Origin of the sequence: Xylophilus sp. (assembly GCA_009914555.1) — a bacterium.
Taxonomy (GTDB): domain Bacteria; phylum Pseudomonadota; class Gammaproteobacteria; order Burkholderiales; family Burkholderiaceae_C; genus WNDY01.
In genome coordinates this window covers 1-24,189 of record WNDY01000058.1, presented here as the reverse complement: position 1 = coordinate 24,189, position 24,189 = coordinate 1, and the positions used below count along the sequence as shown (strand labels likewise).

Here is a 24,189-nt window from a genome sequence, read left to right as displayed (position 1 = left end):
TTGGGGATCGTGGGCAACGCCGCCGTTCGGGCGGCTATCGCTGCGTTCTTCGTTTTCGTCTTGCTCGTCGGCATACATGCTCCTCATTGACATGCTATGCCTCACACACAAAATTTCGGACAGGCTCGAATCGGTGTTAATTGCCTTCGGCATCGGAGCATGTTCGGGGCAGGGGATTTCTACAATGCCGCATGTCTTCCGCTTCCACATCTTCCGCGGCGCCGGCGTCGCCGCTGCTGCGCAACCTCAACGCCGAACAGCTCGCCGCCGTCACGCTGCCCCATGCGCATGCGCTGATCCTCGCGGGCGCCGGCTCGGGCAAGACGCGCGTGCTCACGACGCGCATCGCCTGGCTGCTGGCCAACGGGCTCGCATCGCCGGGTGGCATCCTGGCCGTCACGTTCACCAACAAGGCGGCCAAGGAGATGCTCACGCGGCTGTCTGCGCTGCTGCCGGTCAACGTGCGCGGCATGTGGATCGGCACCTTCCACGGCCTGTGCAACCGGCTGCTGCGGGCCCACCACAAGGCCGCCAGCCTGCCGCAGGCGTTCCAGATCCTCGACACGCAGGACCAGCTGTCGGCCGTCAAGCGGCTGATGAAGCAGTTCAACATCGACGACGAGCGCTTTCCGGCCAAGCAGCTCCAGTGGTTCATCTCGGGCGCCAAGGAGGACGGCCTGCGGCCGAAGGACATCGAGCCGCACAACGAGGACGAGCGCAGGAAAGTCGAGGTCTACCAGCTCTACGAGGAGCAGTGCCAGCGCGAGGGTGTGGTCGATTTCGGCGAACTGATGCTGCGCAGCTACGAGCTGCTGCGCGACAACGATGCGATCCGCGAGCACTACCAGCGGCGCTTCCGCCACATCCTGATCGACGAGTTCCAGGACACCAACCGCCTGCAGTACGCCTGGCTCAAGCAGCTCGCCGGACCCGAATCGAGCGTGCTCGCGGTGGGCGATGACGACCAGAGCATCTATGCCTTCCGCGGCGCGCGCGTGGGCAACATGGCCGACTTCGTGCGCGAGTTCGACGTGCAGCACCAGATCAAGCTGGAGCAGAACTACCGCAGCTTCGGCAACATCCTCGACGCGGCCAACGCGCTGATCGGCAACAACAGCCGCCGCCTCGGCAAGAACCTGCGCACCGACCAGGGGCCCGGCGAGCCGCTGCGCGTCTACGAGGCCACGAGCGACTTCGCCGAGGCCCAGTGGATCGTCGAGGAGATCCGCCAGCTCGCGCGCGAAGGCGTCGAGAAGAAGGAGATCGCCGTCCTCTACCGCAGCAACGCGCAGAGCCGGGTGATCGAGACGGCGCTGTTCAACGCGGCCGTGCCCTACCGCGTCTACGGCGGCCTGCGCTTCTTCGAGCGCGCCGAGATCAAGCATGCGCTGGCCTACCTGCGGCTGCTGGAGAACCCGCACGACGACACGAGCTTCCTGCGCGTCGTCAACTTCCCGGCGCGCGGCATCGGCGCGCGCAGCGTCGAGCAGCTGCAGGACGCGGCGCGCACGGCCGGCTGCTCGCTGCACGACGCGGTCGGCGCGCTGTCGGGCAAGGCCGGCGCCAACCTCGCGGGCTTCGTCGCCAAGGTCGACGTGATGCGCGAGCAGACCCAGGGGCTGCCGCTGCGCGAGATCATCGACGTGGTGCTCGACGCCAGCGGCCTGGTGGAGCACTACAAGGCCGAGCGCGAGGGCGCCGACCGGCTGGAGAACCTGGCCGAACTGGTCAATGCGGCCGAGAGCTTCGTCACGCAGGAAGGCTTCGGCCGCGACGCGGTCGCGCTGCCGGTGGACGAGCTGCGCCAGAGCCCGGCGAGCCAGGGGCTGGACCCGGACCGGCCGGTGCTCGACGAGCCGCTGGAGCCGCCCGAGGCGCTGGCCCCCGATGCCGAGACCGGCGAGACGCTGAGCCCGCTCGCGGCCTTCCTGACCCACGCAGCGCTGGAAGCCGGCGACAACCAGGCCCAGGCCGGGCAGGACGCGGTGCAGCTCATGACCGTGCATTCGGCCAAGGGGCTGGAGTTCGACGCCGTGTTCATCGGCGGGCTGGAGGAGGGCTTGTTCCCGCACGAGAACGCGCTGTCCGACCGCGACGGGCTGGAGGAGGAGCGCCGGCTGATGTATGTGGCGATCACGCGCGCCCGAAAGCGGCTCTATCTGAGCCATGCACAGACCCGGCTGCTGCACGGGCAGACGCGCTACAACGTCAAGAGCCGCTTCTACGAGGAGCTGCCCGAGGAGGCGCTCAAGTGGCTCACGCCGAAGTTCAGCGGCTTCGGCACATACCCCCAGGGGGGATCATCTGGAAGCGGAATAGTCACGGGCGGTTCAGGACCATACAGAGTGGAGTATTTTTCAGGCGCAGCCGCGGCGCCGGTGCCGCAGCAGAAGGCCGCGCCGTCGCACGGCCTGCGCGCCGGGCTGCAGGTGTTCCACACCAAGTTCGGCGAAGGCACGGTGCTGTCGATCGAAGGCAGCGGCGACGACGCGCGCGCGCAGGTCAGGTTCTCGCGCCACGGCGTGAAGTGGCTGGCGCTGTCGGTGGCCAAGCTCACGCCGGTGCCCTGAAAAAACGTCGGAAAGAGGGCTGTCCCACCATGGGCAGCCCGGACCTCAGGCGGGTGTTCTTTCCGCCGACAACTCGTCCGACCGTTCCGGCGGCTCGAAGCAGTCGCGGAAGGTGAACACGATGGAGGTGAAGAACATCGCCGCCATCGTGAGCGCGCCGCCCACCATCAGCGCGCCGGCGAAGGTCGCGCCCGCGCCGCCGGTGAGCGCGCCCACGCCGACCAGCAGCGTGGCCACGACGCTGACCGCCAGTCCCGCGCCGAGGAAGACGCCCATCCAGCCGATGCCGTAGAGCGTGAAGGCGCCGATGTTCCGTACGCCGGCCACGGCGCTGAAGAACAGGCTCTTGACCGGCGACACGCCGTGCCAGTGCACCAGCGCAGGCGCATGCCAGAACATCAGCGACAGCGGCAGGTAGAGCGCCATCGTGATCCACACCGCCGCCTGGAACTTCGGCTCGGCCACCGTCTGCGGCGTCAGCCTGCCGCCGCCGAGGTAGAGGCTGGCGAACTGCCCGCCGTCGATCAGCGCCGATACGCCCATCACCAGCAGGAATCCCGCGGCATAGAGCAGGCCCAGCGTGGCCATGGCCTTCATCCGCTCCCGGCTGGTGCGCAAGGCCGCCAGCAGCACCGACGGCGTGGGCGACTTGCCCCGTACCGCCTCGGCCGAGGCCACGACCATCGCCAGCGTGGTCGCCGGCAGCAGCGCCAGCGCCAGCACCGTCCCCACCAGCGGCAGCAGCGAGGCCAGCGACATCGCCACCATCGCGGTCAGGAACAGCCCGGCCAGCGCCAGCGGCCGGTGCCAGAAGGTGCGCAGCCCGAGGCGGACCCAGGTGAAGCCGGTGCGGGCGGGAACGAGGTTGAGCTTCATGCGGCGGCGAAAAACAGTTCCGCCGCGTCCTGCGGCGTCCGGGCGCGTTCGCGCAGGATGCGCTCGAAGTGCGCCGGGTCGTGCGGCTTGAGCAGCGCGGCCTCGCGCGGCAGGTGGAAGTCCCAGAGCCGCGAGATCCAGAAGCGCAGGGCGCCCGCGCGCAGCATGGCGGGTAGCAGTTCGCGCTCGGCGGCCTCCAGCGGCCGCACCGCCTCGTAGGCCGCGAGCAGGGCGGCGCTGCGCCCGGCGTCGGGCCGGCCGGTGGCCAGGTCCACGCACCAGTCGTTGAGCGCGACGGCCAGGTCGAACAGGAAGGTGTCCACGCCGGCGAAGTAGAAGTCGAACACGCCCGTCAGTTCGTCGCCCTCGAACAGCGCGTTGTCGCGGAACAGGTCGGCATGCACCGGCCCGCGCGGCAGCGCAGCGTAGGCGCTGGAGGCGGCCACGTGGTTCTGGTAGGCCAGCTCGCTGCGCAGCAGCGCGGCCTGTTCGGGCTCCAGGTAGGGCAGCACGAGCGGCACCGTCTCGTTCCACCAGGGCAGGCCGCGCAGGTTGGGCTGGTTGCGGTCGAAGCCGCGGCCGGCCAGGTGCAGGCGGGCGAGGGCGCCGCCCAGGGCGCAGCAGTGCACGGCCTGGGGCGCGAGCTGGCTGGCGCCGCGCAGGCGGTCCACCACGGCGGCGGGCTTGCCGGCCACGGTGTGCAGCAGGTCGCCGCTGGCGTCGCCGTGCGGATCGGGCACCGGGCAGCCGCCGAGCGCCAGGTGCTTCATCAGGTACAGGTAGAAGGGCAGCTGCGCGGCCGTCAGGCGCTCGAACAGCGTGAGCACGAACTCGGCGCGCCTGCCGTCCTCCTGCCGCGTGGTGGCGAAGTAGTTGGTGTTCTCGATGCCGCCCTCGATGCCGCGCAGTTCCTGCAATTCACCGAGACGCAGGCGGCGCAGCAGGGCGCCGGCCTCGTCGAACGAGACTTCCGTGAAGACAGCCATGAATGACGAAGGGAATCAAAATTTGCGCAGGGTCCAGACGCGCGATCCGGTGGTGGATTCGGCGCCGTCGCGCTGGGTGGGGCGGGTGCGCGCGCCGTCGGTGGGCACGATCTCGTACGCGGGCGTGTTGGCGGATTTGGGGCTCACCACGATGCTCTGCGTGGTGCCGCCGTAGCGCACTTCGTCCACCCGGCTGCCGGCGTCCTCGATGTGGATGCGCTCGATGCGCTGCTCCGGCGGTCCCGATGCCGCAGGGGCGGCCTGCTCGGCAGCGGCCGTCGCGGGGGCCGTCGTCTGGGCCGACGCGGCAAAGGCGCTGAGCAGGGCCAGCAGCAGAGTGGGAAGGGATAGGGCGCGCATGATGCGGCCATTGTAGTTTTGCCCGCGCCCATAATCCCGCCATGCAAGAAGAACATGCGACCCCCGCACCGGCCGCCGGGGCGCCGGCCAGGAAGACGCTGGTGCTGGTGGACGGCTCCAGCTACCTCTACCGCGCCTTCCACGCCATGCCCGACCTGCGCGCGGTGCCCGGCGACCCGTCCAGTCCGGCGACCGGCGCCATCCGCGGCATGGTCAACATGATGCAGGCGCTGCGCCGCGAGATCCGCGCCGACTACGCGGCCTGCGTGTTCGACGCCTTGGGCGCCACCTTCCGCGACGAGATCTACCCCGAGTACAAGGCCCACCGCGCGCCGATGCCGGACGACCTGCGCAGCCAGATCCCGGCGATCCACGAGGTGGTGCGCCTGCTCGGCTGGACGGTGCTCGACGTGCCGGGCGTGGAGGCCGACGACGTGATCGGCACCCTGGCCGTGACGGCGGCCAGGCAGGGCGTGGAGGTCATCGTCTCCAGCGGCGACAAGGACCTGAGCCAGCTGGTGGACGAGCACATCACCATCATCGACACCATGAGCGGCAAGAAGCGCGACGTGGCAGGCGTGACCGCCGAGTTCGGCGTGCCGCCTTCGCTGATGGTGGACTACCAGACGCTGGTCGGCGACGCGGTCGACAACGTGCCTGGCGTGCCCAAGGTCGGCCCCAAGACCGCCGCCAAGTGGCTGCTCGAATACGGCTCGCTCGACGCGCTGCTGGAGCGCGCCGGCGAGATCAAGGGCGTGGCCGGCGAGAATCTGCGCAACGCGCGCGACTGGCTGCCCACCGGCCGCAGGCTGGTCACCATCCGCACCGACTGCGACCTCGTGGAGCATGTGGCCGGCCTGCCGGCGCTCGACGCGCTGGCCGCCGGCCACCAGGACACGGCCCAACTCAAGGCGTTCTACGGCACCTACGGCTTCAAGGGGCTGGTGCGCGCCATCGAGGCGCAGGAGACCGCGCCCGAGCTGCTGGAGGAGACCATCGCGCGCCGCGGCGGCACGCTGGGCGACCCGTCCACGCCGGGTCTGTTCGACGACCCGGCCCGGATCGCGGCCGAGCGGGTGAGCAACCTGAAGTACGACACGGTGCTGACCTGGGAGGCGTTCGACGCTTGGCTCGCGCGGCTGCAGACGGCCGAACTGGTCGCGATCGACACCGAGACCACCTCGCTCGACGAGATGCGCGCCGAGATCGTCGGCGTCAGCTGGAGCGTGGAGCCCGGGGCGGCGGCCTACGTGCCGCTCGCGCACGACTATGCCGACGCGCCCGCGCAACTGCCGCGCGAGGAGGTGCTCGCGCGCCTGAGGCCCTGGCTGGAGGACGCCTCGCGCGCCAAGCTCGGCCAGCACGTCAAGTACGACCGCCAAGTGTTCGCCAACCATGGCATCGAGGTGCGCGGCTACGTGCACGACACCATGCTGCAGAGCTACGTGCTCGAAGTGCACCGGCCGCACGGCCTGGCCAGCCTGGCCGAGCGCCACCTGGGCAGGAGCGGCATCGACTACGAGGACCTCTGCGGCAAGGGCGCCAAGCAGATCCCGTTTTCCCAGGTGCCGATCGACCGCGCGGCCGAATACTCGTGCGAGGACTCCGACCAGACGCTCGACGTGCATCGCACCCTCTGGCCGCAGCTGGAGGCCGACGAGCGGCTGCGCGCCATCTACGCGCTGGAGATCGCCACCAGCGAGACGCTCTACCGCATCGAGCGCAACGGCGTGCTGGTCGACGGCGCGCAGCTCGCCCAGCAAAGCCATGCGCTGGGCCAGCGCATCCTGCAGCTGGAGCAGCAAGCCTACGAGATCGCCGGCCAGCCGTTCAACCTCGGCAGCCCCAAGCAGCTCGGCGAGATCTTCTTCGACAAGCTCGGCCTGCCGGTCATCAAGAAGACGGCGACCGGCGCGCGCAGCACCGACGAGGAGGTGCTCGAAAAGCTGGCCGAGGACTACCCGCTGCCCGCGCGCATCCTGGAGCACCGGGGCCTGGCCAAGCTCAAGGGCACCTACACCGACAAGCTGGCGCAGCTCGCGCATCCGCGCACCGGCCGCGTGCACACGCACTATGCACAGGCCGTGGCGGTGACCGGGCGGCTGTCGTCCAACGACCCGAACCTGCAGAACATCCCCGTGCGCACGCCCGAAGGCCGGCGCATCCGCGAGGCCTTCGTCGCGCCGCCGGGCCGCGTGATCGCCAGCGCCGACTACAGCCAGATCGAGCTGCGCATCATGGCCCACATCAGCGGCGACCCGGCGCTGCTGCAGGCCTTCGCCGACGGCCTCGACGTGCACCGCGCCACCGCGGCCGAGGTGTTCGGCGTGGCGCTCGACCAGGTCAGCAGCGAGCAGCGCCGCTATGCCAAGGTCATCAACTTCGGCCTGATCTACGGCATGAGCAGCTTCGGCCTGGCCAGGAACCTCGGCATCGAGACCAAGGTGGCCGCGGCCTATATCGACCGGTATTTCCAGCGCTTCGCCGGCGTGAAGCAGTACATGGACGAGACCAAGGCCCAGGCCAAGGCCCAGGGCTATGTCGAAACCGTGTTCGGCCGCCGGCTCTACCTGCCCGAGATCAACTCGCCCAACGGCCCGCGCCGCGGCGCGGCCGAGCGTGCGGCCATCAACGCGCCGATGCAGGGCACGGCCGCCGACCTCATCAAGAAGAGCATGGTGGCGGTGCAGCAGATGCTCGACGCCGAGCAGCCCGACGTGCTGATGATCATGCAGGTGCACGACGAACTGGTGTTCGAGCTGCCTGCGTCCCAGGCCGACTGGGTGCGCGCCGAGGTGCCGCGCCTGATGGCCGGCGTGGCCGACCTGAAGGTGCCGCTGCTGGCCGAGATCGGCTTCGGACCGAACTGGGAGCAGGCGCACTGAGGGGTGGGAATATACACCGGGGTATACCATCCTGTAGCGCACAGATGTCGTGCGGTATGGTGATATACCCCCCCCTGGGGTGATTTCGCATGCGCAGATCGCGCCCACGTCGCGGGCCGCTAACGGCGACCCGATCCGCGCATCGCCGCGCTCGTGGAGCGGCACCTGGGCGGCGCGCGCACCGTCCTCAACGTCGGGGCCGGCGCCGGCTCCTGCGAGCCGCGCGGCCGCATCCTCATCCCGCTGGAGCCTTCCGCGTCCATGCGCGCCAGGCGGCCCGCCGGTCTCGCGAGGCCGTCGACGCGTGGCCGAGGCCCTGCCGTTCGATGACGGCGCGTTCGACGCCGGCATGAGCACCTTTCTCGGTCCACGCGCGGCGCTCGGCCGCCGGGTCGAGGTGCATCCGGTTGCGGTCCCGCTGGCCTGCAGCGACGGCTTGGACGAAGCCTGCCACGGCCGGCCGGAGAGGTTCCTCGACGAAAAGCCCGGCTCGCCTGCTCGGCCTGGAGCTGCGCCTCGTGGTCGGCATGCCGCAGCCCGGTTGACGGCCGGCCGGCCGCGGCCGTGCGCCTGCCATGGCGCTGGCCTACACTGCACGCTCGCCTTCCCCAACCCTTCCTTCCCGGAGTCCGACGATGCTTTCTGCCGACCTGAAGACCGAGTTCGATGCCCTGCTGCCCGTGGGCCGGTCCACCGAGCAGGGGGCTACGCGCCGCACCGCGCTGCAGGCTGCGGCGGGCCTGGGCTATGCGGCCGCGGCCGGGTCGGCGCCGGCGCAGACGGCCATCCACACGCCGGCCGACGGCCTGGCCAGCGGCTGGGTGCACTACGAGGTCGCCGGCTTCCAGGTGCCGGCCTACCGCTCGGCGCCGGCCGGCAGGACCGGGCTGCCGGTGGTGCTCGTGGTCCAGGAGATCTTCGGCGTGCACGAGTACATCGCCGACGTGACGCGCCGCTTCGCGCAGCAGGGCTACCTCGCCATTGCGCCGCAGCTCTATGCACGCCAGGGCGATGCTTCCAGATACACCGACAACGCCAAATTGTTCTCGGAGCTGGTCTCCAAGGTGCCGGATGCGCAGGTGCTGGCCGACCTGGACGGCGCCCTGGCCTGGGCCGCCGGCAACGGCGGCGACACGAAGCGCGCCGCCATCACCGGCTTCTGCTGGGGCGGGCGCATCGTCTGGCTCTACGCGGCGCAGGGCCCGGTCAAGGCGGGCGTGGCCTGGTACGGCCGGCTGGTGGGCGAGGCCACGCAGAACACGCCGAGCCAGCCGGTGGACGTGGCCGCGCAGCTCCAGGCGCCGGTGCTGGGCCTCTACGGCGCAGCCGACAGCGGCATCCCCCTTGACACGATTGCTAAGATCAAGACCGTCCTCGCCACCGGTACGCCGGCGGCGCGGGAATCGCAGTTCGTCGTCTATGACGGCGCACCCCATGCCTTCCATGCCGACTACCGGCCGAGCTACCGCAAGCAGGCCGCCGAAGACGGCTGGAAGCGCGCCCTGCAGTGGTTCAGGCAGCCTGGCGTGGCCTGACGGGTGGCGCACCGCACAGCCGCACGGCCGCCCCACGGGGCGGCTTTTTTTACGCTTGCCGCTCCCACCGCCGGGTTGCGGCCCGGAAAGGAAAGGTTTTGATCGACATGGTTCTGCTCGCAATCGTGCTGGCCACGCTGGCCTCGGGAATCGGCAGCGTCTGGCTGGCCGCGCTGCTGCTGCGCGTGGGGGTGGACGGCACCAGGGGGCGCGTCGCCGCGTCGCACCTGCTGAGCCTGGCGGCCGGCGCCCTGCTGGCCACGGCCTTCACCCACCTGCTGCCCGAGGCGTTCGAGAGCGGCGTCGAGCCGCACGACCTGTTCGCCGTGTTCCTCGTGGCCGTGGTGTTTTTCTTCCTGCTCGACAAGGCCGAGCTCTGGCACCACGGCCATGAGCATGCGCATGCCGCCCACGAGCACGCGCACGACCACGGCGGGCACGACCACCACCCCGCGCAAGGCCAGGGCCGCCCGCGCGGCATCGGCGGCTGGGCGGTGCTCACCGGCGACAGCCTGCACTGCTTCGGCGACGGCATTCTGATCGCCTCGGCCTTCGTGGCCGATCTGCGGCTCGGGCTGGTCGCGGCGCTGGCAGTGCTCACGCACGAGATACCGCACCACATCGGCGACCTGCTGGTGCTGCGGCAGGCCAGCGCCAGCCGCCGGGCGGCGCTGGTCAAGGTGTCGCTGGCCGGCGCGGCGACGGCGGTGGGCGGCCTGGCGGGCTTCTTCCTCGTCGAGGGGCTGCACGACTGGCTGCCGTATTTCCTGGTCGTCGCATCGAGCAGCTTCGCCTACGTCGCACTCGCCGACCTGATTCCGCAGCTGCAAAAGCGGCTGAGCGCGCGCGAAACGCTGGCGCAGGTGACCTGGCTGTTCGCCGGCATCGTCGTCGTCATGCTGGTGAGCGGTCTGGCGCACCACCATCACCACTGAGCCGTGCAGGTGGCGTCCTACGCGGCCGCCTGCTGCGTGCCCACAACGTACTCGACCGCGGCGGCCTACCTTGGATGCACGGAGCCGCGTTGGCTCCGTCCACAACCATCCATCCGAGGTATCTCACCATGACCATCGACCAGAACCGCAGCCAGCAGCAGCAAGGCACGCAGGATCAGGCGCAGCAGAACCAGCCCGGCGCCGCCCAGCAGCAAAAGGGCGGGCAGCAGCAGGATGCGCAGCGCCCGTCGGCGCAGCAGAACGAGCAGCAGCCATCCGGCAACAAGGGCCAGCAGCAGAAGGACAGCCCCACGGCGTCGAACAGCGGGCAGAAGCAGAGCGATATGTCGCAGCAGCGTGACAACGGCTGACGCAGACAGCGCAATCGCGCAATGAGCCGGCGCCGCACGGGAGTCCGCGCCGGCTCTGCCGTTTTCAGGGGCGGGGGTGTCGTTGGTCAGTCGGACCTGGCACCGCAGGCGCGGACGGATAAAACCGGCGTCCACCCGAAGGCACTCTGGATCCGGCCGCCGCCGCGTGGCGTTCCCGTCAGCCGCCGGCCAGCGCCTCGCGCACGGCGGCAAGCTGGCGGCGCGATACCTGCAGCCGCTCGGGTACGCCGTCCAGCCGCAGCGCCCAGCCCTCGCTGCCGTCGTCCGGGTCGTCGCTGCGTTCCAGCGCGCGCAGGGCCGCGCGCGCCGCCAGCGCGTTGCGGTGCACCCGCAGGAACTGCCGGGCATACCGCGACTCGAGATCAGCCAGCGAGGCATCGAGGATGTAGCTGCGCTGCGCGGTGCGCACGGTGACGTATTTCAGCTCGGCCTTGAGGTAGCGCACCTCGCCCAGCGGCACGCGTTCGGCCCGGCCGCGGTCCTGGATCAGCAGGCTGTCGGCGGCGGCCGCCCCCTGCTGCCCGGCTGGCGGGCGGCGCCGCAGCTTGGCCAGCGTCTGCTGCAGCCGCGCCAGGCGCACGGGCTTGGTCAGGTAGTCGACCGCTTCGAGGTCGAAGGCCTGCACCGCATGGTCCGCATGGGCGGTCACGAAAACCACCGCCGGCGGCGCCGGCAGCGCCGCGAGCGCCGCGGCGGCCGACAGGCCGTCCTGCCCGGGCATGCCGATGTCCAGCAGCACCGCGTCGGCGCTCTCCTGCCCGAGGGCGGCCAGCGCCTCGGCAGCGCTCGCGGCCTCGCGCACACGCACTGCCTCGCCGCTGTCGGCCAGCAGCGCCAGCAGCCGGGCGCGCGCCAGCGCCTCGTCGTCGACCACCAGGATGCGCAGCGGCGTCATGGCGCGGCCTCTGCCGGCCGCGCGGTCGCAGGGGCGTCCGCGGGCAGCACGATGCGTGCGCGCCAGCTGCCGTCGCGCTGCGGTCCGGCATCGAACGTGACTTCCACGTCGTGCAGCAGGCGCAGCCGCTCGCGCACGTTGGCCAGCGCGATGCCGTGGCCCGGCGCCCGGGGCGCGGCGGCCTGCTCCGGCAGGCTGTTGTCGATCGCGACGACCACCTGGCTGCCGCGCCGCTCGGTGGCGATGCGCAGCCAGCCGCCGGCCGCGTCGGGCTCCACGCCATGCTTGACCGCGTTTTCCACCAGCGGCTGGAGCAGCAGCGGCGGCAGCCGGGCCTCGCCCGCGGCCGGGTCGAGCGCCCAGTCGACCCGCAGCCGCACGCCGAAGCGGGTCTGCTCGATGGCCAGGTAGCGTTCGGCCAGCTGCAGTTCCTCTTCGAGCGTAGCCGCGTCGCCGCGGTCGGCCAGCGCATGCCGGAACAGGTCGCTCAGGTCTTCCAGCAAGGCCTCGGCGCGTGCCGGCTCGGCCCGCACCAGCGCGATGGCGCGGTTGAGCGTGTTGAACAGGAAGTGCGGCCGAATGCGCGCCTGCAGCTCCGACAGGCGTGCCGCCGTGGCGGCCGGCGTGCGGGCGCGGGCGCGCAGCAGCAGGGCCGCGACCAGCAGGGCCGCCAGCAGCGCGCCGGCGCAGGCGCCGGCGAGCCAGGGCGGCGGATCGGCCGCCACGTCCATCATGCCGAGCATGGCGCAGGCATACAGCCCCGCCAGCGCGCCGAGCGCCACGCCGGCACCGTACTGGCCGCCGGTGGGCAGGCGTTGCAGCAGCCGCTTGGCACTGCAGCAGGCGACGATCCAGGCCAGCGTGGCCGGCAGCGCGCCCCCGGTCAGCATGGCCACCAGCAGCAGCCAGCCGGCCGCGTTGCCGCTGCCGAACAGGGCGCCCACGGCCAGCACCAGTTCGACGAACAGCACCGCGCGCAGGATCACGCCGGCATGGCAGGCGTCGAACACCAGCGCGGGCCCGTCGGCACGAGCCGGCGGGCGGGGGTGGGGCGTCGATAAAATCGGGGATTCGTTCATTGCGGGCGAGCCGGTCGAGCCGCCGATGAGCGGCGCCGGGCGCCGCCGATTATTGCCATTCCCATGTCCTCCAGCCATTCCGCCCCCGCAACCAACCAGCTCGACAAGAAGTCCGAGGCCTGGTCGGCGCTGTTCTCCGAGCCGATGAGCGATCTCGTCAAACGCTACACCGGCAGCGTCTTCTTCGACAAGCGGCTCTGGGAGGCCGACATCGCCGGCAGCCTGGCCCATGCCGACATGCTGGCCGCGCAGGGCATCATCGCCGCCGACGACCTGGCCGCCATCCAGCGCGGGCTGGCGCAGGTGCGCTCGGAGATCGAGGCCGGCACCTTCGAGTGGAAGCTCGACCTGGAGGACGTGCACCTCAACATCGAGGCCCGCCTGACCCAGCTGGTGGGCGACGCCGGCAAGCGCCTGCACACCGGCCGCAGCCGCAACGACCAGGTCGCCACCGACGTGCGCCTGTGGCTGCGCGGCGAGATCGACCTGATCGTCGGCCTGCTGGGCGACCTGCAGCGCGCGCTGCTGGACCTGGCCGAGAAGAACGCCGACGTGATCCTGCCGGGCTTCACCCATCTGCAGGTGGCCCAGCCGGTGAGCTTCGGCCACCACATGCTGGCCTATGTGGAGATGTTCAGCCGCGATGCCGAGCGGCTCGTGGATGCGAGGAAGCGCGTCAACCGCCTGCCGCTCGGCGCCGCCGCGCTCGCCGGCACCAGCTACCCGCTCGACCGCGCGCGCGTGGCGCAGACGCTGGACATGGGCGGCGTCTGCCAGAACAGCCTGGACGCGGTGAGCGACCGCGACTTCGCCATCGAATTCACCGCGGCCGCCTCGATCGCGATGGTGCACATCAGCCGCTTCAGCGAGGAACTCATCCTCTGGATGAGCCAGAGCTTCGGCTTCATCGACATCGCCGACCGCTTCTGCACCGGCTCGTCGATCATGCCGCAGAAGAAGAACCCGGACGTGCCCGAACTCGCGCGCGGCAAGACCGGCCGCGTGGTCGGCCACCTGGTCGGCCTGATCACGCTGATGAAGGGCCAGCCGCTGGCCTACAACAAGGACAACCAGGAAGACAAGGAGCCGCTGTTCGACACGGTCGACACGCTCAAGGACACGCTGCGCATCTTCGCCGAGATGGTCGGCGGCATCACCGTCAAGCCCGAGGCGATGGAACGCGCCGCGCTGCGCGGCTATGCCACGGCGACCGACTTGGCCGACTACCTGGTCAAGAAGGGCCTGCCTTTCCGCGACGCGCACGAGGTCGTGGCCCGTGCGGTCAAGACCGCCATCGGCCAGGGCGTGGACCTGTCGGAGCTGCCGCTTGCTGCGTTGCAGCAATTCAACCCGCAGATCGGCGAGGACGTGTTCGACGTGCTCTCGCTGCGTGGCTCGCTGGAGGCCCGCAACGTCCTTGGCGGCACCGCGCCCGAGCAGGTGCGCCTGCAGATCGGCCGCCACCGCAGCCGGCTGGCCTGAGCAGACAGGGGGTATGGCCTCGCAGCGGACAGAGGGCGAGCGCTGCAGCATACTACACCTGGGGGTATGCGAAAAGTCGATGCAATGTCAGCTTCAGGTAAACCATGGAACCCTGGCCGCCGTTAGGTATCGCATTGCCTTCCACCCTGGAGCAACCCACGCCATGCAAGCTGCCTGCCGCCCTGCCGTCCGTGTTCCGCGCTCCGCGCGCGCCCTGACATGCGCCGTCGGCGCGGCCCTCGGGCTGGCGCTGGCCCTGCCCGCCCGGCCGCAGACGATGGCGCTGTCCGACCCGGCCGCCACGGTGCAGTCGACCGAGCTGGCCGCCGCCTACACCCGCTGGCGCACCAGCATCGACGCCTTCGCGGAGCAGGACCGCGAGCATCCGCCGACCGCCGGCGCGGTGCTGTTCGTCGGCAGCTCCACGATCCGGTTCTGGAGCCATCTGGCGCAGGACTTTCGCCAGGTTCCCGTGGTGATGAACCGCGGATTCGGCGGCTCCACGATGAACGACTGCAGCCTGCTGGTGCGCGACCTGGTCACGCGCTACAAGCCCAGCCAGGTGCTGGTCTACGCCGGCGACAACGATCTGGCCGAAGGCCGCACGCCGCGCCAGGTGCTGGCCAGCTTCCAGTACTTCGTGAAGGTGCTGCGCGAGGAACTGCCCGACGTGCGTCTGGCCTACATCTCGATCAAGCCGAGCCCGTCGCGCGCCGCGCTGCTGCCGCGCATCCGCGAGACCAATGCGCTGCTGGCCGACTACGTGGCCACGCTGCCCAACGCCAAGTACATCGACATCTTCACCGCCATGCTCGGCGAGGACGGCCAGCCGCGCCGCGACCTGTTCCTGGGCGATGCACTGCACATGAACGCCGCCGGCTATGCGATCTGGCAGGGCGTGATCACTTCCTACCTCGGCGGCGGCCCGGTGCCGCTGCCCGGCAGCGTGAATGCTGCCGCCAGCCCGGCCGCCGTGCCGGTCACCGCGGCCGACGCTACGGCCGTGCCGGCGTCTTCTTCGGCGCGCTGAGGGCCGCGGCGCCGGCCTGGGCCGACTTGCGGCGCGCGCGGCGCCGCGTCTGCAGGTGGTCGAACAGGGCCGACAGCCGCGCGGCGCCCTGGAGCAGCGCAAAGGTGCCCGCCAGCAGCAGCGCGTCGATCCACCAGGCGTGGCGCAGCGGATCGTCGCCCACCAGCGCCAGCACCAGCAGCACCGCGAGCAGGTGGGTGCAGAACACCGGCAGCGACTGCGACCCGAGCTCTTCGAGCCAGCGCATGCGCGGCAGCGCGGCCAGCAGGCGCGGTCCGAATTCCATCGACACGACCAGCAGCGCGAGCATGTCGATCAGCCGCCCGGGCGCCAGCGTCCACTTGTCGAACAGCATGTTGCCGGCGTTGTTGCTGCCGAACGGCGCTTGGCCGGTGTAGTGGCGCCAGACCATGCCGACCACCGCGACCACCACGGCCAGCAAGACCCACGGCTTCGGAATGTGCAGCGGCTGCGCATGCGGCTCCGACTGGCGCGCGCCGAGCCACAGGCCGAGCGTCCAGACCAGCTGCCAGGCGAAGGTGTTGAAGGCGCCCATGTCGGCGAACGGCACCTTCAGCCCGGTCAGCGCCACCACGACGCCGTAGAGCGTGGTGCTCAGGCCCAGCTGCGCGGCCAGCCACAGCCCGGCGCTGCCTGCCAGCACGCCGGCCCAGCCGTGGCGCATGGCGAAGCCCAGCGCCCAGGGGCTGGCCAGCATGAACAGCACGTACAGCGGCAGGATGTCCAGCAGCGCCGGCTGGTAGATCAGGGCCAGGCTGGCGATAAGCGCCGGCACCGGCGAGTGCAGGTAGAACGAGATCAGGTTGCGCACGGCCGGCGCATCGATGTAGTGGCCCATGGCCGCGATCACGGTGAACAGGAAGAGCAGCAGCGCCGCCTGGCACAGGTAGACCTTGAGCGCGCGCTGGAAGAACGCCCGCCGCATCGCCGGCACGCCCTCGCGCCAGGCCTTGCGGCCGTAGACGATGCCGCACATGTAGGCCGACAGCAGCACAAAGCCCTCGGCCGCCGAGACGAAGCCGAACGGCTGGCCCAGCGGCGTGGTCAGGCGGGTCGGCAGGTGGGTGACGGTCATCAGCAGCAGCATCAGGCCGCGTGCGGCGTCGAGCTCCCAGAGCCGCTTCACCGGCCGTCTCCTCCGCGCGGTTCAGGCTGGCCTAAGGCAGGCGCCCGATAATCCGGCGACGAAAGAAAGAGCGGGGTGAATGCGGACATGCGCCTGTTGCTGGTCGAGGACGACGTCATGATCGGCGAGGCCGTGCTCGACGTGCTGCGAGCCGAGCATTATGCGGTCGACTGGGTGCGCGACGGCGACATGGCGGACACGGCCCTGCGCTCGCAGGCCTACGATCTCGTGCTGCTCGACCTGGGCCTGCCCCGGCGCGACGGCCTGGCCGTGCTGCGCGCCCTGCGCGCCCGCGGCGACCGGGCCGCGGTGCTGGTTGCCACGGCGCGCGACGCGGTGCGCGACCGTGTGGCGGGCCTGGATGCCGGCGCCGACGACTACGTCGTCAAGCCCTACGACACCGACGAACTGCTGGCGCGCATCCGCGCGCTGCTGCGCCGCGGCGCGGGGCAGGCGCAGCCGGTCTTCAGCCACCGCGGCGTCGCGCTGGACCCCGCGACGCGCGAGGCGACCAAGGACGGCCAGCCGGTGGCCCTGTCGGCCCGCGAATGGGCGGTGCTGGAGCCGCTGATCGCCCGGCCGGGCGCCGTGCTTTCGCGCGCCCAGCTCGAAGAGAAGCTCTACGGCTGGAAGGACGAGATCAGCAGCAACGCGGTGGAGGTCTACATCCACGGCCTGCGCAAGAAGCTCGGCGCCGATTTCATCCAGACCGTGCGCGGCCTGGGCTACGTGATCCCGAAGGACGCCGCGTAGATGACCGTCCTGCCCGCCACGCTGGCGCGCCGCCTCGGCCTGGGATCGCTGCGCGGGCGGCTGCTCTGGTTCGTGCTCACCTCCATCCTGCTGGCCGCCGGCGTGCTGGCGGCGTCGGCTTGGCGCGGCGCGCTGCGCGAGGCCGACGCGCTGTTCGACTACCACCTCCAGCAGATCGCCCATTCGCTGCGCGACAGCGTGCCGCTGGGCTCGGTCGGCGACATCGAGGGCGTGGGGCCGGACGACTTCGACCTGCACGTGCAGATCTGGGGACCGGACGGCGTGCAGATCTACCGCTCGGCCCGCTCGGTGCTGCCGCCGCGCGCGGTGCTGGGTTTCTCCGACGTGACGGCCCAGGGCCGCCGCTACCGCGTCTATTCGGTGCAGACGCCGCTGCAGACGGTGCAGATCGCCCAGGACATGAGCGCCCGCCGCGACCGTGCCGGCGCACTGGCGCTGCGGGCCACGCTGCCGATGGCGCTGGTCGCGCCGCTCCTGATGCTGGCCGTGGCCTGGGTCATCGGCCGCTCGCTGGCGCCGCTGGAGCGCATGCGCCAGCAGGTGGCGCGGCGCCCGGCCGACGACCTCTCGCCGCTGGCCGGCGGCGACCTGCCGGACGAGGTGCGCCCGCTGGTCGACGAACTGAACCTGCTGTTCGGCCGGGTGCAGGCGGCCTTCGATGCGCAGCAGCACTTCATCGCCGATGCGGCGCACGAACTGCGCTCGCCGCTGACCGCGCTGCGGCTCCAGGCCCGGGCGCTGCGCCGGTCCGGGGAAGGAACCGCGCAGCCGGCGCTCGACCGGCTCGACGAGGGCATCGGGCGCGCCATCGCCCTGGTCGGCCAGCTGCTCGATCTGGCCCGGCAGGAGGCCGATGGCCGCGGCGGCGCGCCGCGCGAGCCGGTGGACCTGTCCGAGGTCATCCGCCTGGCCGTGGCCGACGTGCTGCCGCAGGCCCAGGCCCGCAACATCGACCTGGGCCTGGCCGATGCGGCGCCGGGCGCGCCGCCCAGGGTGCGCGGCCGGCCCGAGGCGTTGCGCACGCTGCTGCGCAACCTGCTGGACAACGCCGTCAAGTACACGCCGCCCGGCGGACGGGTGGACGTGGGGCTGCAGGCTGCCGCGGACGGCGGTGTGCTGCTGGCCGTGGACGACAGCGGCCCGGGGCTGCCGGCCGCCGAGCGCGAGCGGGTGTTCGACCGCTTCTACCGCAATCCCGATGCGGCCGCGGGCGCGACCGGCAGCGGCCTGGGGCTGGCGATCGTGGCGGCCATTGCGCGGCAGCACGGCGCACGGGTGGCGCTCTCCGCGTCGCCTACCTTGGGCGGATTGCGGGCGGAGGTGCTTTTTCCGGGGTACGGCCCTTCGGGGCCGTAGCGGTCAATGAAGGGCGCGGCGCTGCGCTGAACTCCCATCGGGCCGGGCACAGGCCCATCCGCGCAAGCTGGTCTGCACGAAACGCTCGGCCCGACCGCTGGAACCTGGCGCAGGTCAACGGCTAGAACGGCAGCTGGCGTTCGCCCTGCTGGACCGTGATCCACTTCAGTTCGGTCATGTCGGCCACGGAATAGCGGCCGTTCTCGCGGCCGAAGCCGCTGTCCTTCATGCCGCCGAACGGCGCGTTCGGGTCGTCGTCGAAGGAGTTGTCGTTGATGTGGACCGCGCCGGCCTCGACGCGCAGCGCGAAGTCGAACGCCTTCTGGATGTCGCGCGTGAGGATGGCCGACGACAGGCCGTAGGCGGTGTCGTTGGCAAGACGGACCGCATCCTCGTAGTCCTGTGCCTTGATGACCGACGCCAGCGGCCCGAAGCTCTCCTCGCCGTAGACGGCCATGCCCGGCTGAACGTCGGCCAGCAGCGAGGGCTCGAACACGTTGCCCTGCCGGCCGCCGCCTGCCAGCAGCCGCGCGCCCTTGGCCACGGCGTCGTCGATGTGGGCGCGGATGAAGTCACACTGGCTGGCATGGATGAGCGGGCCGACCGCGGTACGTGGGTCGGCCGGATCGCCATGCGGAATCGCCCGCACCTTCTGCACCAGCATGTCGCAGAAGCGCTCGTAGACCGGCGCCTCCACGATGATCCGTGCATTGGCCATGCACACCTGGTTCTGGTTGAAGTAGATGCCGAAGGCTGCCGAGCGCACCGCATAGTCGAGATCGGCATCGGAGAGCACGACGACCGGGCTCTTGCCGCCGAGTTCGAGCACGATGCGCTTGCTGTGGCGCCCGGCCTGCGCCGCCAAGTATTTGCCGGTTTTCGCCGAGCCGGTGAACGTGATCAGCCGTACGCGGGGGTCGGAGAACAGCTTGTCGCCGAGCTGCTCGTTGCTGGTGGGAATGACGTTGAACACGCCGGGCGGCAGCCCCGCTTCCTTCAGGATCTCGCTGAACAGCAGGGCGGCGAGCGGGGTGTAGGGCGAGGGCTTGAGCACGAAGCTGTTGCCCGCCGCCAGCGCCGGCGCGAGCTTCTTGCCGGCCAGCAGGATGGGCGCATTGAAGGGGCTGATGCCGGCTACCACCCCGAGCGGCCGGCGGATGGTCATCGAAATCCGGCCCGGTTGCTCGGCCGGCAGGGTCTCGCCGCGCACGTCGCGGGCCTGGCCCGCCGCGATCCGGAAGGCGCTGATCATGTAGTCGCACTCGAAGTGCGCCTTGCCGAACACGTTGCCGCCTTCCTCGATCAGCACTTTCACGATGTCCCCGCGGCGGCGGGCGACGACGTCGGCGGCCTTGCAGAGGATGGCTTCGCGCTCGCGGGCCAGCGAGGCACCCCAGCCCTTCTGCGCCTCGTGCGCGATGCCGATCGCGGCGTCGATGTCGGCGGCCGTCGCCAGCCGCACGTGGGCGATGGTCTGCCCGGTGTAGGGATTCACGACCTCCTGCAGGGGCTGGTCCGCGGATTCCCAGGCGCGGCCGCCAATGGAGGGATGGTAGGTCTTCAGGGGAGCAGGCATGGCGGCCTCCGTTCGTGGTGCCGGCGGGGTCAGAAGATGTGGCGGATTCCCAGGTCCACGCCGCTGGAACTGCCTTCCGGGCGGGTCTGGCCCACGGCGGCCAAGCCGTCGGCCGACAGTGCCTGGGTCGCGGCGCCCTTGTTGTTGAGCCGGGCGACGGTGGCGTAGACCTGGGTGCGTTTGGACAGCAAATAGCCGTAGCCCAGCGACAGCTTGCGGAAGTCGTCGGCGCTGTCGTGCAGGTCGTACCGCGCATAGGTCGCGCGCAGTTCGCCGTTGCCCAGCGGCGCGGTCGCGCCGACCAGCAGCGAATCGAGGCGGTTGGCGCCGGCCGGCGCACCCTTGACCTGCTCGCGGCCCCAGTAGAGCAGGGGCTTGACAACACCGAAGTCCCAGCTGACGGCGGCGTTGGCGATGTCGAGGTTGCGGCCGATGGTCACCGGTGCGGTGTCGGAGGCGCCGATGACCTGGCGGAAGGTCGCATAGGACACGGCGGCGTTGAGCGGGCCGCTGGCGTAGCCCAGCCGGCCGCTCCATGAATTGCCCTGCCGGCGGTTGGGTGTGTCGGACGCTTTCTCGCCGAAGGCGTATTGCAGCTGCCCGAAGATCCCGCCGAGCCCTTCGGGCAGCACGTAGCCGATGGCGTTGCTGTTGTAGACGGTGTTGTAGCCGAAGTTGTTGACCGCCTGGCTGGTGCCGACGCCGCGGGCGTTGAACGGGTCGAACAGCGAGATGTTCCACCAGGTCGGGGTGAAATCGCGCCCGAGCCGCAGCTCGCCGAAGGGCCCGATCAGGCTCACGGTGGAGCGGCGCTGGAATGCCAGGCCGCCGTTGGCGCTGCCGGTGCCGGTGTCGGTGCCGAGCGAGCCTTCCAGCGTGAAGCCGGCCTTGAGGCCACCGCCGAGGTCTTCGGCGCCGCGGAAGCCCAGGCGGCTGGGCAGGTTGCCGCCGCTGGACAGGCCGATGCGCGAGCCGGCGCCGGAGGCTGACACCCGTGTCACCGCGGTGTCGATGACGCCGTACAGCGTCACCGACGACTGGGCCAGGGCCGCGGTGGACCCGGCCAGGGCCGCGCAGGCCCATGCGATCTTCATCTTCTTCATCTGCTGTCTCCTCTCGGAGTGGGTGGTAGGGGCGGGAAACGGGAAGGGCGGCGCGTCTGCAGTTCAGGCGGCCAGCCGCAGCGCTTGCAGCCGCTCGGCCAGCGCGCGGCCCTCGGCGTCGCGCAGCGCGGCTTCGCGCAGCGCGCCGAGCGCGCTGCCGGCATCGGGGCGGCCGTGCAGTTCGCGTGCGGCGCGCAGCAGGCGATCGAACCGGCTGCTGCCGCGTGCATGGGTGTCGCTGTAGCCCTTGACCAGCCGGCGGCAGCGCAGCAGCTCGATGGCCAGGGTGCGGTCCTGCGGCAGCAGGCGCTCCACCTCGGCCAGCCAGGCGTCGAGGTGCGCCAGCTCCTCGGCATGGCGGCGGCTGCCGCGGCGCCAGCGCCGCAGGCCGGCCACCACGCGCAGTTGCAGGTGGCCGCGCAGCGTGTGGGTCCGGATGCGCCGGCCCCGGTCCAGGCGCGGGGCGAGCCACGCCTTGAGGCGGGACGCGCCGTCGAGCCGGTCGGCCCAGCGGCGCGGCAGCAGGCCCATGAGCTCCTCCAGCCGCGGGTGGAAATACTCCTCGGTGCCGACCACGTCCCCGGCGCCCGCGCCGATCTCGCGCCGCACGCGGGCCGAGCGTTCGGCGCGGATCTTCAGGTCGGCCACGCGGATCACGTCGTCGTAGCTCATCGCCACCGCGATCCAGCGCGCGGCCTCGATCGCCACCTGGCCGTTCGCAGCCCCGGGGTCGGCCGCCAGCAGGCGCGCCACCCGGTCGAGGTATTCGGCGCCGTAGGCCGGGTCCTGGTAGTCGGCCACGCGCGCCAGCCCTTCGCCAAGCCAGTCCCAGGCGGCCGGCGGAAATTCGGCGCGGATGCGCTCCAGCAGCGGCTGCATGCGCGCGCCCGCGGCGCGCTCGGGCAGCGGGCGCGCGGCGGTGAGCATCGGATCGGCCGGCAGCGCGGGCGGCGCGCTCTGCTGCGCCACCTCCACCGCCGCGCGCAGCGCCGCCAGGCTGGGTTGGACGCCCACGCCGCTGCGCTTGACCACGGCCTCGAACTCCGCCACCGCGAACGGCAGCGCGCCGCTGCCGGCCAGCGCGCCGAACAGGCTGGCCGAGATCACGCTGCCGTTGCGCACGGCCAGCGCCTGCATGTCGTCGATCACCAGCCGGCGCGATGCGCGCTCGACGATGCCGAGCACCTGCGCGCTGTCGGCCACGCCGCTGCCGGGCACCATCTTTTCCTGGATCGCATAGGTGCGGTGGCTGCTGGTGACGACGGTGGTGCGGTCGGGCGTGACGAAGCCGCGCTCGACCGCGCGGCCGGCTTCCATCAGCTCGGCGGCGATCAGCACGTCCACGTCGCCGGGCACCGGCATCAGCGCGAGCACCGGCGCGCGGCCCGGCGTGGGCTCGACGATCTCGACGTAGTAGATGGTGGCGCCGGTGCGCTGGGCCACGCCGGCCACCGAGGTTGCCTGCGCGGTCCAGCCGGCGTGCTCGGCCAGATCCACGATCCAGTCCACCAGCACGCCGCCGCCCTGGCCGCCCAAGGCCAGGATAGCGACGTGGAAGCTGCGCGGCCGCGACGGGTCGAGCCGGCTCATCGTACCGCCTCCAGCGGGAACAGCGCGCGCTCGGCGCGCGCGCGGCGCTGTCGGTCCTGCAACCAGGCCAGCGCGCGGCGGCGCAGGCCGCCGAGCCAGCGCTCGAAGGCGCCCGGGTTGTGCACCTTGTGCACCTTGTAGAAGGAAGGGCAGAGCACGGCCGCGTCGGCCACCTCGCCGCAGTGGCCGCAGGCCACGCAGTGCTCGTCCACGCTGGCCACCGGGTCGGGCTTGAGCGGGTCGCCGCTGGGCGCCAGCGTGAGGCTCGGGCAGCCCGAGACGCGCATGCAGGCATGGTCGCCCGAGCACACGGCGGCATCGACGCCGAAGCGCTCCTTGAGCACGCGCTGGCCGCCCTTGATCGCTTTGGCCGTGGCGGGCTTCTCGCGCCGCTGGCGGTTGAGCATGCATTCGCTCTGCGCGATCACCACCTTGGGCCCGGGCTCGCGGCTCTCCAGCGCCTCGCGCAGCGCAGCGCGCATGGCCTTCACGTCGTAGGTGCGGGTGATGGTGCGCACCCATTCCACACCCACGCCGCGCACCGCGCGCGCGATCGGGTGCCGGGTGCTGCGGTTGGCGTTGGTGGCGCGCGAGGAGAGGATGTCCTGCCCGCCGGTGGCCGCCGAGTAGTTGTTGTCGACGATGACGAACAGGTTGTCCTGCCTGTTGAACACCGCGTTGGCGATGCCCGAGGTCAGGCCGTTGTGCCAGAAGCCGCCGTCGCCCATGAAGGCAATGGCCTTCCTGGAGGCGCCGAGCTGCGCACCCGCGGCGAAGGCCGAGGCGCTGGAGCCGCCCAGGCCGTAGCCCATCGTCGTCGCGCCGAGGTTGAAGGGCGGCATGATCGAGAACAGGTGGCAGCCGATGTCGGCCGAGACGTGGTGCATGCCGAGCTCGCGCTCGACCAGCTTGAGCGAGGAGAAGATCGGTCGTTCGGGGCAGCCCACGCACAGCCCCGGCGGGCGCGGCGGCAGCAGCGGCGCCAGCGCCTCGGCGGCCGGCACGGGCGCCGGCACCGGCGCCCGGTCCACGCCCTCGTTCACCGTCGTCCTGCGCGCGGGCAGCGGCATCGCCACCGGCGCGGCGAACGCGGCTGGGTGGTGCCGTCGCAGGAAGCCCTCGATGCCCTTTTGCAGCACCGCCACGGTGTAGTCGCCACCCAGGGGCAGCAGGTCCTTGCCGTGCACCGCGGTGTCGATGCCGCGGCGGCGCAGGATGGCGTGCAGGTTCTGCTCCAGGAAGTCGGGCTGGCCTTCCTCGATCATCAGCACCGCCTGCTTGCCGCGGCAGAAGCGCTCGACCTCGTCCTCGACCAGCGGGTAGGCCACGTTGAGGATGTGCAGCGGCACGCGGCTGTTGCCGAACAGGTCGGCCTGCTCCAGGCGCTTCAGGGCGCGCAGCACGTTGTTGGTCAGCCCGCCCTGGGTGACGATTCCGATGTGCGCCAGGTCGCCGTCGACGAACTCGTTGAGCCCGCGCTCGGCGATGAACTGATCTTGCCCCCGTTTCACGGACACCCCTATAAGCGATTAACTATCGCAATAGGAGGTGGACGATGACCAAGAGCAAGGCAGGCAGAAAGGGGCAGGAGTTCAGCCTGGAGTTCAGGCAGCAGGCA

The 24,189-nt window shown here is 71.2% G+C and carries 18 protein-coding genes and 2 pseudogenes; 9 read left to right on the top strand and 11 right to left on the bottom strand.

Annotated elements, in window-relative coordinates; genetic code table 11:
- Window positions 1-191 precede the first annotated feature (191 nt).
- Window positions 192-2,570 (top strand): UvrD-helicase domain-containing protein, encoded by a 2,379-nt coding sequence (locus GAK38_RS19495; protein ID WP_325346612.1) that lies wholly within the window; start codon window positions 192-194, stop codon window positions 2,568-2,570.
- Window positions 2,571-2,615: 45 nt separating this feature from the next.
- Here the strand turns inward: GAK38_RS19495 and GAK38_RS19490 are convergent, their stop codons facing one another.
- Genes GAK38_RS19490 through GAK38_RS19480 form a run of 3 tightly spaced genes read right to left on the bottom strand, consistent with a single transcriptional unit; the run spans window position 2,616 to window position 4,792 of the window.
- The gene (locus GAK38_RS19490) at window positions 2,616-3,446 is read right to left on the bottom strand and encodes a BPSS1780 family membrane protein (protein ID WP_325346611.1); all 831 of its coding nucleotides are present in this window, start codon (window positions 3,444-3,446) and stop codon (window positions 2,616-2,618) included.
- A complete protein-coding gene (locus tag GAK38_RS19485; RefSeq protein WP_325346610.1) occupies window positions 3,443-4,432 on the bottom strand; it encodes a homoserine kinase in 990 nt (329 codons plus the stop codon). The genes GAK38_RS19490 and GAK38_RS19485 overlap by 4 nt, the downstream gene beginning before the upstream one ends.
- Before the next feature lie 15 nt (window positions 4,433-4,447).
- Entirely contained in the window at window positions 4,448-4,792 is a 345-nt protein-coding gene (locus tag GAK38_RS19480) for a hypothetical protein (protein WP_325346609.1), read from the bottom strand.
- 41 nt (window positions 4,793-4,833) lie between these two features.
- On the opposite strand from GAK38_RS19480, the gene polA reads away from it, so the two are divergent.
- From polA to GAK38_RS19460, 4 genes are all read left to right on the top strand, one after another.
- Complete coding sequence (polA, locus tag GAK38_RS19475) at window positions 4,834-7,677, top strand: DNA polymerase I (RefSeq protein ID WP_325346608.1); 2,844 nt, start codon at window positions 4,834-4,836, stop codon at window positions 7,675-7,677.
- A 635-nt stretch (window positions 7,678-8,312) separates the two neighbouring features.
- On the top strand, window positions 8,313-9,212 hold the full coding sequence (locus GAK38_RS19470) for a dienelactone hydrolase family protein (protein ID WP_325346607.1): 900 nt from the start codon (window positions 8,313-8,315) through the stop codon (window positions 9,210-9,212).
- 107 nt (window positions 9,213-9,319) lie between these two features.
- Entirely contained in the window at window positions 9,320-10,147 is an 828-nt protein-coding gene (locus GAK38_RS19465) for a ZIP family metal transporter (protein WP_325346606.1), read from the top strand.
- A 128-nt stretch (window positions 10,148-10,275) separates the two neighbouring features.
- The gene (locus tag GAK38_RS19460) at window positions 10,276-10,518 is read left to right on the top strand and encodes a hypothetical protein (protein ID WP_325346605.1); all 243 of its coding nucleotides are present in this window, start codon (window positions 10,276-10,278) and stop codon (window positions 10,516-10,518) included.
- 178 nt (window positions 10,519-10,696) lie between these two features.
- Here GAK38_RS19460 and GAK38_RS19455 read toward each other — a convergent pair whose 3' ends face one another.
- Window positions 10,697-11,425: a LytR/AlgR family response regulator transcription factor gene (locus GAK38_RS19455; RefSeq protein ID WP_325346613.1), complete on the bottom strand. Its 729-nt coding sequence runs from the start codon at window positions 11,423-11,425 to the stop codon at window positions 10,697-10,699.
- Window positions 11,426-11,430: 5 nt separating this feature from the next.
- Window positions 11,431-12,513, bottom strand: coding sequence for a sensor histidine kinase (locus tag GAK38_RS19450; RefSeq protein ID WP_325346604.1), 1,083 nt, complete (start codon window positions 12,511-12,513; stop codon window positions 11,431-11,433).
- A 63-nt stretch (window positions 12,514-12,576) separates the two neighbouring features.
- On the opposite strand from GAK38_RS19450, the gene argH reads away from it, so the two are divergent.
- Together argH and GAK38_RS19440 are read left to right on the top strand one after the other, a co-directional pair.
- Window positions 12,577-13,995, top strand: a complete 1,419-nt coding sequence (gene argH / locus GAK38_RS19445; RefSeq protein WP_325346603.1) for an argininosuccinate lyase — start codon at window positions 12,577-12,579, stop codon at window positions 13,993-13,995.
- A gap of 163 nt (window positions 13,996-14,158) precedes the next feature.
- Window positions 14,159-15,025, top strand: coding sequence for an SGNH/GDSL hydrolase family protein (locus GAK38_RS19440; RefSeq protein ID WP_325346602.1), 867 nt, complete (start codon window positions 14,159-14,161; stop codon window positions 15,023-15,025).
- Here the strand turns inward: GAK38_RS19440 and opgC are convergent.
- Window positions 14,991-16,172 (bottom strand): OpgC domain-containing protein, encoded by a 1,182-nt coding sequence (opgC, locus tag GAK38_RS19435; RefSeq protein WP_325346601.1) that lies wholly within the window; start codon window positions 16,170-16,172, stop codon window positions 14,991-14,993. The two genes, GAK38_RS19440 and opgC, sit on opposite strands and share 35 nt — an antisense overlap.
- Before the next feature lie 87 nt (window positions 16,173-16,259).
- Between opgC and GAK38_RS19430 the strand changes: the two genes are divergently transcribed.
- Together GAK38_RS19430 and GAK38_RS19425 are read left to right on the top strand one after the other, a co-directional pair.
- The gene (locus GAK38_RS19430; protein WP_325346600.1) at window positions 16,260-16,925 is read left to right on the top strand and encodes a response regulator transcription factor; all 666 of its coding nucleotides are present in this window, start codon (window positions 16,260-16,262) and stop codon (window positions 16,923-16,925) included.
- The gene (locus GAK38_RS19425; protein ID WP_325346599.1) at window positions 16,926-18,302 is read left to right on the top strand and encodes an ATP-binding protein; all 1,377 of its coding nucleotides are present in this window, start codon (window positions 16,926-16,928) and stop codon (window positions 18,300-18,302) included.
- A 12-nt stretch (window positions 18,303-18,314) separates the two neighbouring features.
- Here the strand turns inward: GAK38_RS19425 and GAK38_RS19420 are convergent.
- The 5 genes and pseudogenes from GAK38_RS19420 to GAK38_RS19400 all read right to left on the bottom strand — a co-directional run.
- Window positions 18,315-18,410, bottom strand: a pseudogene (locus tag GAK38_RS19420) (IS481 family transposase); the annotation flags it as partial.
- Between the two features lie 13 nt (window positions 18,411-18,423).
- Complete coding sequence (locus GAK38_RS19415) at window positions 18,424-19,878, bottom strand: aldehyde dehydrogenase family protein (protein WP_325346598.1); 1,455 nt, start codon at window positions 19,876-19,878, stop codon at window positions 18,424-18,426.
- A gap of 29 nt (window positions 19,879-19,907) precedes the next feature.
- On the bottom strand, window positions 19,908-20,981 hold the full coding sequence (locus tag GAK38_RS19410; protein WP_325346597.1) for a porin: 1,074 nt from the start codon (window positions 20,979-20,981) through the stop codon (window positions 19,908-19,910).
- A 63-nt stretch (window positions 20,982-21,044) separates the two neighbouring features.
- Window positions 21,045-22,571, bottom strand: a complete 1,527-nt coding sequence (locus GAK38_RS19405) for an indolepyruvate oxidoreductase subunit beta family protein (protein WP_325346596.1) — start codon at window positions 22,569-22,571, stop codon at window positions 21,045-21,047.
- Window positions 22,568-24,064, bottom strand: a pseudogene (locus GAK38_RS19400) (thiamine pyrophosphate-dependent enzyme); the annotation flags it as partial. The pseudogene GAK38_RS19400 and the gene GAK38_RS19405, both read right to left, overlap by 4 nt.
- Window positions 24,065-24,189 lie beyond the last annotated feature (125 nt).

Coding starts and splice junctions, on each gene's coding strand:
- GAK38_RS19495 (WP_325346612.1), top strand. CDS start 192: ATGTCTTCCGCTTCCACATCTTCCGCGGCGCCGGCGTCGCCGCTGCTG.
- GAK38_RS19490 (WP_325346611.1), bottom strand. CDS start 3,446: ATGAAGCTCAACCTCGTTCCCGCCCGCACCGGCTTCACCTGGGTCCGC.
- GAK38_RS19485 (WP_325346610.1), bottom strand. CDS start 4,432: ATGGCTGTCTTCACGGAAGTCTCGTTCGACGAGGCCGGCGCCCTGCTG.
- GAK38_RS19480 (WP_325346609.1), bottom strand. CDS start 4,792: ATGCGCGCCCTATCCCTTCCCACTCTGCTGCTGGCCCTGCTCAGCGCC.
- polA (WP_325346608.1), top strand. CDS start 4,834: ATGCAAGAAGAACATGCGACCCCCGCACCGGCCGCCGGGGCGCCGGCC.
- GAK38_RS19470 (WP_325346607.1), top strand. CDS start 8,313: ATGCTTTCTGCCGACCTGAAGACCGAGTTCGATGCCCTGCTGCCCGTG.
- GAK38_RS19465 (WP_325346606.1), top strand. CDS start 9,320: ATGGTTCTGCTCGCAATCGTGCTGGCCACGCTGGCCTCGGGAATCGGC.
- GAK38_RS19460 (WP_325346605.1), top strand. CDS start 10,276: ATGACCATCGACCAGAACCGCAGCCAGCAGCAGCAAGGCACGCAGGAT.
- GAK38_RS19450 (WP_325346604.1), bottom strand. CDS start 12,513: ATGAACGAATCCCCGATTTTATCGACGCCCCACCCCCGCCCGCCGGCT.
- argH (WP_325346603.1), top strand. CDS start 12,577: ATGTCCTCCAGCCATTCCGCCCCCGCAACCAACCAGCTCGACAAGAAG.
- GAK38_RS19440 (WP_325346602.1), top strand. CDS start 14,159: ATGCAAGCTGCCTGCCGCCCTGCCGTCCGTGTTCCGCGCTCCGCGCGC.
- GAK38_RS19430 (WP_325346600.1), top strand. CDS start 16,260: ATGCGCCTGTTGCTGGTCGAGGACGACGTCATGATCGGCGAGGCCGTG.
- GAK38_RS19425 (WP_325346599.1), top strand. CDS start 16,926: ATGACCGTCCTGCCCGCCACGCTGGCGCGCCGCCTCGGCCTGGGATCG.
- GAK38_RS19415 (WP_325346598.1), bottom strand. CDS start 19,878: ATGCCTGCTCCCCTGAAGACCTACCATCCCTCCATTGGCGGCCGCGCC.
- GAK38_RS19410 (WP_325346597.1), bottom strand. CDS start 20,981: ATGAAGAAGATGAAGATCGCATGGGCCTGCGCGGCCCTGGCCGGGTCC.
- GAK38_RS19405 (WP_325346596.1), bottom strand. CDS start 22,571: ATGAGCCGGCTCGACCCGTCGCGGCCGCGCAGCTTCCACGTCGCTATC.